The organism is Marinobacter sp. UBA3604, assembly GCF_002375325.1.
Taxonomy (GTDB): domain Bacteria; phylum Pseudomonadota; class Gammaproteobacteria; order Pseudomonadales; family Oleiphilaceae; genus Marinobacter; species Marinobacter salarius.
Genome location: NZ_DFMB01000018.1, coordinates 13370 through 14201, shown reverse-complemented (window position 1 = coordinate 14201; position 832 = coordinate 13370). Strand labels below are relative to the sequence as shown.

Genomic DNA, 832 nt, shown 5'->3' with positions numbered 1-832 from the left:
CGAGTACGCCCACAGCCAGTATCAGTTAGAGTACGCCCGCAAGATGCTCCGCACGCACCTGCATTTTCACGCTGTGCCCAACCGCATACAGGGCGAGCCCATACACGGCCGCGTCGGCAAAATTGTCCAGGGATTCTGCAATCAAACCGGTGGAGTGCGCGATCAGGCCGACCGTCATTTCCACCACAAACAGGACAGCATTGATACCGAGCAACCAACGCAGGGTGCCCGACTCCTGCTCGGCCGAGATAGCCGTACCCCCGAGCGCCTTGATTGATTCAGGGTCGGCAGCGGCCGTTTCCTGAAGCGAAGCTCCCAGCCCGAGGGTCGCCAGCTTCGCGGTGATAGGCTCAGCCTCGCCATCGTGCACAACCTTCAACCGCCGATCAGACAGGTCGAAGGACAGCCCGCGAATGTCTTCAAAACCATTCAGGGCCAGTCGAATCATCCGTTCCTCCGAAGGACAATCCATCTTCGGTACGGTATACACACTGATCCAGTTGCCGGACGCTTCAGAGGCCTCCGACCCGGCGTTACCCTCGGCGGGTGTTGCGTCGCAGCCACAGGCGCCTTCACAGGATTTACTCATGATACGGCTCCACTTGCGTATTGTCGGATTATGATTTAAAACCATATAGCCACTATAAGGTCAATAGAGCAGATACCATTTGTTGAGGAGACACCCGATGCGCATTGGTCAGTTGGCGCGGTCCGTAGGGGTTGACACCCAGACCATCCGTTTCTATGAGCGAGAGGGCTTGTTACCACCGCCGGATCGTCAGGACAACGGCTACCGTATTTACACTGAACGGCATGTTGAGCGACTGGCCTT

1 protein-coding gene and 1 pseudogene are annotated in these 832 nt (G+C 57.2%); one reads left to right on the top strand and one right to left on the bottom strand.

Features of this window, described 5'->3' with window-relative positions:
• Positions 1–28 precede the first annotated feature (28 nt).
• A pseudogene (locus B2590_RS05480) lies at positions 29–589 on the bottom strand (cation transporter); the annotation flags it as partial.
• 97 nt (positions 590–686) lie between these two features.
• On the opposite strand from B2590_RS05480, the gene B2590_RS05475 reads away from it, so the two are divergent.
• Positions 687–832: MerR family transcriptional regulator (locus tag B2590_RS05475; protein WP_286847894.1), on the top strand; the 146-nt coding region annotated here is incomplete at its 3' end.